The organism is Thiobacillus sp. 65-1402 (genome assembly GCF_001897685.1).
GTDB lineage: Bacteria > Pseudomonadota > Gammaproteobacteria > Burkholderiales > Thiobacillaceae > Thiobacillus.
Window position 1 is genome coordinate 21,317 of the sequence record NZ_MKUG01000067.1, and the last position, 6,514, is coordinate 27,830.

The following is a 6,514-nucleotide window of genomic DNA, read 5'->3' on the forward strand; positions in this document are numbered from 1 at the left end:
GTGCCTCATGTCGGGGAAAACCACCGCTGTCACGCGTCCGCAGCAGCTCTGGGAACGGCTGTTGCGCAACGCGCCGATGTTCATCCTCGACGTGCGCAACCGCGACGAGTTCGAGCGCTGGCGGGTCGAAGGCCCGCATTCCGTCGCCGCGCTCAATATCCCTTATTTCGAGCTGCTCGACCTGGAAGGCGAGGAGGATGTCGCCGAGGCCGTGATGCGCGGGGTGAAGGCGCAACTCATGGCAAAGCTGCCCGCCGACCGCCCCATCCTTGCTGTCTGCGCCGAGGGCAACACCTCCGCTTACGTTGCGGAAGGGCTGCGCCGCCTGGGTTTCGATGCGACGAACCTGGCAGGCGGCATGGCGGCGTGGGGCAACTTTTACGCCTGGCTCCCAGTCGAGGAGGGCGAGCGCTTTTCGCTTTACCAGGTGGTGCGTCCGGCGCGCGGCTGCCTGAGCCACGTTCTGGCGAGCGAGCATCGCGCCGCAGTCTTCGACCCCGCCCGCCATCTCGGGATTTACCATGAACTGGCTACTGCGCTGGATGCGCGGATCGAACGGGCGCTGGATACGCATCTCCATGCCGACCATCTGAGCGGCGGGCCGGCGCTGGGCCGGGACGACCATATTCCCTACCATCTGCATCCCTACGACGCGATCCATCCGCTGGACCTGCTGCCCGCTCGCGTGGCTTATCGCCCGCTGGAGGCGGGGCAGACGCTGCGCATCGGCCGGGCCGAGGTCAGGGCATTGCATTTTCCCGGCCATACCCTGGGGATGGTCGCCTTTCTCATCGAGGGGCGTTATCTGCTGAGCGGTGACAGCCTGTTCCTGGAATCGGTCGCCCGTCCGGACCTGGGCGGCAAAGCCGAGGCATGGGCCCCGTTGCTATACGACTCGTTGAAGCGGATGGCGGAACTGCCGGACGAGACGGTGGTGCTGCCGGCCCATTTCAGCGATAACGCGGCAGGCGATGGAAACGGCGTCTTCCGCGCCACCCTGGGGGAACTCAAGCAGCGCAATCCGGGCCTGCTCAAGCTGGCCGAGGGCGAAACAGCTTTCTGCGACTACATCCTGGCGAACCTGCCGGTGTTTCCGGCGGCCTATGTCGAGATCAAGCGGGCCAATGCCGGACTGGCCAGTCCGGACGAGCGCCAGGCGCAGGCGCTGGAGCTGGGAAAAAACATCTGCGCGGTGGGGAAAACACCGCCCCCGCGGCCTGGCATGGCGTGACCCGCTTCCTCTGCGACGCCGTCTTCACGGCGGCAGGGACGGCGAGGTTCAGGCACCCCGTCACCCTCTGCATAAAACCCATTGAAACAGCGTGTTGCCAGTGTTTTTTAATGCTGTACAGCATGGTTATTCCTGGGTGAATCCAGGTCGGCATGCAAACAAAATCAATGCGTTACGCTGCGCATCTCAACATGGTTTCACAGAAGCCCATGCAACTATTGGCCGATGCCGATAATGTCGGCCTGCTCGTCGGTGCCGAGCGGCTCTTCGGTGTCGAGCTGATGCTGCAGCACGGCGAGATCGGCTTCGGAGGCATCGCTGCCGGTACGCGAGCGATGGACGATGCGCTCGCGCAGGGTGGCGACGGGAACCGGGAAATCGAGGATGTGGAATTCGACGCGGCGCGCGCGCGCGGTTTCGCGCAGCAGGTCGCGTTGCCAGCGCGCGGTGAAGGTGGCATCGACGATGACCGGCCAGCCGGCATCGAGCAACTGGCCGGCGAGCTCGGCCAGGTGACGGTAGGTTTGCCGGGTGGCATCGGTGGCGTAGAGATGCGTTCCGACCTCCGAGCCGCTGCGCGCCAGGGCGTCGAGTCCGGCCAGCCGTTTGCGTTCGACGTCGGAGCGCAGGCGGATCGCGCCGGGAGCCTGCATCAGGGCGCGGGTGACGGTGGTCTTGCCGGAGCCCGACAGGCCATGGGTGACGTCGAGGCACAAGGGACGGGGGTGCGTCAGCGCGGTTGCTAGTTCCAGCAGCGCGCGCGTTTCGGCGAGCACGGCGGTACGTTCCGGACCCGCGGTCTGGCCGCTGCGGATCGCGGCGACCTTGGCGCGCACCAGCGCGCGGTAGACCGCGTAGTAACGCAGCAGCGCGAGCCCCGCGTAATCGCCGGTCTGTTCCAGCCAGGCGTTGAGAAACAGCCAGGCCCAGTCGGCGTGGCCGCGCTGCAGCAGGTCCATGTAGGCGAACGCGGCCTCGGACTGGATGTCGATCCAGCGCAGTTCCGGATTGAATTCGAGGCAGTCGAACACCAGCAGCCGATCGTCGACCCAGGCCAGATTGCCGAGGTGCAGGTCGCCGTGGCATTCGCGCACGAAGCCGTCGCGCTTGCGCGCAGCCATCAGCGGTGTCAGGCGGGCGTGTTCGGTTTCGCTCCAGCGTTGCAGGGCGTCGAGTTGCCGGCGGTCGGCGGCGGCTTCGAGGTGCGCCGCGATCTGCAGGAAATTCTGCGCCACCGGCTGCCGGATGGCGTCCGGGCTGCCCCACGGCTGGCCCTCCGCGGCACGCGCGCACTCCTGCAGATGGAAGCGGGCGATGGTGGCGGCGATGGTTTCGACCTGCCGTGCGGTCATTTGGCCCTGCGCATCGAGCCGGTCGAGCGTGGCGTCTGGCGGGAACTGGCGCATTTTCACCGCGTATTCGAAGGCCGCGCCGGCGCCGTTGATGCGCGGGGCGGCGGGGCTGCCGGCGATGGGCACGACGTCGAGATAGATGGTCGGCGCAAGGCGGCGGTTGAGCCGCACTTCGTCGCGGCAGGCATGCAGGCGCTTGTCGAGGCTGCTGAAATCGAGGAAGCCGAGGTTGAGCGGCTTCTTGATCTTGTAGGCGAATTCGCCGGTGAGCAGGACGTGGGAGATGTGGGTTTCGATCACCCGGACCGGCCCTGCCGCGTGGTCGTAGCAGGCCGGGTCATGCAGGCTGCGGATCAGTTCGGGCGTGTCGCTCATCGCTTCCGGCAGCGCGTCCGTGCCGGCCTGACCGTGGCGTGCATGCTTACAGCTGGCGCGCGTAGTCTTCCAGCTGCCGTTTCGCGGCATCGAAGGCGTCGCGCAGCGCGACGTAGACGTCTTCGTTCTGCTGCCGGTCCACCACGATTTCCGAACCGGGCACGCCAAGGTCGATGCGGACGTTGAACGGCTTGCCCTGCTGCTGGTGCTTGGCGGGCTGCTCGACCACCACCCGGCAGCTGACGATGTCGGCGAAGACCTGTTCGAGCTTGTGCGCCTTGTCGCGGATGTGCGTGTCGAGGGCGTCGGAATGGGGCATGTCGCGGAAAGTGATTTGAAGCGGGGTTTTCATGCAGAGGGACTCCGTTGGGTTTCGGGATAGGATGAAGCTGGGTTGTTTTGTTGCGCTTACATTTTCGGGTGGCCTTCCTGGGCGTATTGCTTTTCGCGCCGCTCCTGGCACACGATGCAGCGCTTGGCGGTCGGATAGGCCATCAGGCGGTCAAAACCGATCTCACCTCCGCAGTCGATGCACACAGCGTATTCCTCGTTCTTGATGCGCAGGAATGCAGCCTCGATGTCCCGCAGGCCCTGAACCTGGCGGTCCAGAATCGCCACGTTGAAATCCGCCAGTACATTTGCCATCGATTCGTCGCCGCTGTCGCCGGGTTCGCTGTTGAGCAGGTCGATGCGATGCTGGTCGCCCGAGTTTTCCAGTTCTGTGCGCACTTCGCGCAACAGCATCTGGTAATCCGTCTTGAGTTTTTCGACCAATTGGTCGAGTTGGGATTGATGAAGTGCGGCCATCGAAGCTCCTGCGCGTGTCGGGTTTGGGCTGCCTGCCGGAAGTGTCAGGATAGCAAGCTCCCATTTCAATGGCGACCCCCCGGCGCCATCGGCGCGCCCGCACAGGATGGGGGAGGGCTTCACCCGGGGTTTGCGCAGGCTGCGGGTGCCCGCGCCTGGATGAATGCCAGCGCGGCATCGGCCGGCAGCGGTTTGCTGAACAGGTATCCCTGCATGAAATCGCAGTGGTGCGAGGTCAGCAGGAGACGCTGCGCCTCGGTTTCCACGCCTTCCGCGGTCACGGCCAGCCCCAGATTGTGCGCAAGCGCGATGGTGGCGGTGCAGATGGCGACATCGTTGGCGTCGCTCTCGATGTCGCGGACGAAGGACTGGTCGAGCTTCAGGGTGTGGATGGGCAGCAGCTTGAGATAGCTGAGCGAAGAATAGCCCGTGCCGAAATCGTCGATCGACAGGCGCACGCCGAGATCGCGCAGGGCTTTGAGCTGGCGGATGCTGGCGTCGGGGTCGTGCATGGCCGCCGATTCGGTGATTTCAAGTTCGAGGTCGGTGCCCGTCAAGCCGTGTTTTTCCAGCGCTTGCGCAACCTGCGCCAGCAGGACGGGGGAGTGCAGTTGATGCGCCGACAGATTCACGGCCATGGTCACCTCCGCGACCCCGGCGTCCCGCCATGCGCGCAGCTGGCGGCAGGCCTCGTCCAGCACCCATCCGCCCAGCGGCAGGATCATTCCCGTTTCCTCGGCGACGGGAATGAACAGTGCCGGCGACACCAGCCCGTTGCGCGGATGGCGCCAGCGCACCAGCGCCTCGACCCCGACGACGCGGCCATTCCAGCTGTCCAGCTGCGGCTGGTAATGCAGTTCGAACTGGTTTGTCTCGATCGCCATCCGCAGGTCATGTTCCAGCATCAGGCGTTTCACCGCGGTCAGGTTCATCTCTGCGGTGAAAAACTGGACATTGTTGCGGCCCAGCGACTTGGCGTGATACATGGCGGCGTCGGCGTTCTTCATCAGCGTGTCGCCGTCCTCGCCGTCGCCCGGATAGAAGGCGAGGCCGATGCTCGCCGTCGAATGCAGCTCCTTTTCGCCGATACGGTAACGCTGGGCCAGCACCTGCAGAATCTTCTGCGCAACGCGGGCGGCGGCCGCGACATCGTCCACTTCGGTCAGCACCACCACGAATTCGTCGCCCCCCAGGCGCGCCACGATGTCGCTCTCGCGCGTGTTGTCGCGCAGGCGGCGTGCCGCTTCCTTGAGCAGGGCGTCGCCTACGGCGTGGCCCAGGGTGTCGTTGATGGTTTTGAAGCGGTCCAGGTCGAGGAATATCACCGCCAGTGCGCGCTGCTCGCGGCGCGTCATGGCCAGCGCCTGTTCCAGCTGGCTTTGCAGGCTGAAGCGATTGAGCAGGCCGGTGAGGGCATCGTGATACGCCAAATGGCGGATCTGCGCTTCGGCCGCCTTGCGCTCCGAGATGTCGGTGAAGCTGGCGACGTAATGGGCGATCTGGCCGTCGGCATCGCGGACGGCGGAGATCGACATCCATTTCGGGTAGAGGGTGGCGTCCTTGCGGCGGTCGATGATCTCGCCCTGCCAGTAACCCGTCTCGTTCAATGCGGTCCACATGGCCTGGTAGGTTTCGGCGGGCGTCTGCCCGGAAGCGAGAATGCGCGGGTTGTCGCCGCGAATCTCGTCGATGGCGTATCCCGTGAGGCGGGTGAAGGCGGGATTCACCGCCAGGATGCGGTTGCCGCTATCGGTGATGAGGATGGCCTCGCCACTGTGCTCGAACACGTTGGCATAGAGCCGCAGCGCCTCTTCCACCTGTTTGCGCTCGGTGATGTCCTGCACGGTGCCGCGGGAGCGGAGCGCTGTGCCTTGCGCGTCGAAGAAGGTCTCGCACCGTTCGTTCACCCATTTGACTCGGCCATCCGGCATCCTCAGCCGGTGGACGATTTCGTAGGGGGTGCGGGTCGTCAGCGAGTCGGTGTAGGCCCGGTTGACCCGGTCGCGGTCTTCCGGATGGATCGCGCCCAGGAATGCCTCGTAGGAGACGTCGAACGCCGCCTTGTCGACCTCGAAGAGACGGAATATCTCGTCCGACCAGGTCAGCTTGCCGCTGGCCAGGTCGAGTTCCCAACTGCCGACCTGGGCGATGCGCTGCGCTGCGCTGAGGCGTTGCTCGCTTTCCTGGAGCGCTGCCTCGGCCATTCTTTTTTCCGTCACGTCGATGCCGATGCCGACCATGAAGGCCGTCTCGCCGCGCTCGTCGAGCAACAGGGTGTTCGACCATTCGATCAGCCGTCTGGTGCCGTCCCGGGCAACCCAATAATTGGTATGCGATGCGCGCAAGACATGCGGATTGCTGACAAGGGCGTCGAAGGCCTCCTCATGCACGCTGTCCCGCTCTTCCGGCGTCAGCAGGAAATCCCAGACAAAACGCCCCTCGGCCTCAGCAAAGGAATAGTGCGTCAGCTCCTCGCAGGCGCGATTGAAGCGGCGGATGCGCCCTTCGCGATCGAGCACCAGCACCAGGGCTCCGGCCTGATCGAGAATCGCGCTCTGCAGCGAGGATATTTCGCGCAACTCCTGCGAGCGCGCTTCCACCTGGGCTTCCAGGTTGTAACGGGCGTCCGCCAGGGCGTCGGTCATGTGATTGAAGGCGCGGGCCAGCCGGTTCAGTTCATCGATCTTTTCCTGCGGCGCCCGTTGCGACAAGTCGCCGGCAGCAATGCGGTCGACCACCCGGGTAAGGC

At 65.0% G+C, this 6,514-nt stretch carries 5 protein-coding genes; 1 reads left to right on the forward strand and 4 read right to left on the reverse strand.

Features of this window, described 5'->3' with window-relative positions; genetic code table 11:
* Positions 1 to 7: 7 nt before the first annotated feature.
* A complete protein-coding gene (locus tag BGO62_RS05585) occupies positions 8 to 1,231 on the forward strand; it encodes an MBL fold metallo-hydrolase (protein WP_296640063.1) in 1,224 nt (407 codons plus the stop codon).
* Positions 1,232 to 1,446: 215 nt separating this feature from the next.
* On the opposite strand, the gene BGO62_RS05590 is transcribed toward BGO62_RS05585, so the two are convergent.
* The 4 genes from BGO62_RS05590 to BGO62_RS05605 all read right to left on the reverse strand — a co-directional run.
* Complete coding sequence (locus BGO62_RS05590; RefSeq protein WP_296640066.1) at positions 1,447 to 2,958, reverse strand: bifunctional aminoglycoside phosphotransferase/ATP-binding protein; 1,512 nt, start codon at positions 2,956 to 2,958, stop codon at positions 1,447 to 1,449.
* A gap of 46 nt (positions 2,959 to 3,004) precedes the next feature.
* Positions 3,005 to 3,310 carry an HPF/RaiA family ribosome-associated protein gene (locus BGO62_RS05595; protein WP_296640068.1) on the reverse strand — a complete coding sequence of 102 codons (306 nt, stop codon included), beginning with the start codon at positions 3,308 to 3,310 and terminating at the stop codon, positions 3,005 to 3,007.
* A 56-nt stretch (positions 3,311 to 3,366) separates the two neighbouring features.
* A complete protein-coding gene (locus BGO62_RS05600; RefSeq protein ID WP_296640070.1) occupies positions 3,367 to 3,765 on the reverse strand; it encodes a TraR/DksA family transcriptional regulator in 399 nt (132 codons plus the stop codon).
* A gap of 119 nt (positions 3,766 to 3,884) precedes the next feature.
* On the reverse strand, positions 3,885 to 6,514 hold a 2,630-nt coding region (locus tag BGO62_RS05605; protein ID WP_296640073.1), incomplete at its 5' end, for an EAL domain-containing protein.

Coding starts and splice junctions, on each gene's coding strand:
- BGO62_RS05585 (WP_296640063.1), top strand. CDS start 8: ATGTCGGGGAAAACCACCGCTGTCACGCGTCCGCAGCAGCTCTGGGAA.
- BGO62_RS05590 (WP_296640066.1), bottom strand. CDS start 2,958: ATGAGCGACACGCCCGAACTGATCCGCAGCCTGCATGACCCGGCCTGC.
- BGO62_RS05595 (WP_296640068.1), bottom strand. CDS start 3,310: ATGAAAACCCCGCTTCAAATCACTTTCCGCGACATGCCCCATTCCGAC.
- BGO62_RS05600 (WP_296640070.1), bottom strand. CDS start 3,765: ATGGCCGCACTTCATCAATCCCAACTCGACCAATTGGTCGAAAAACTC.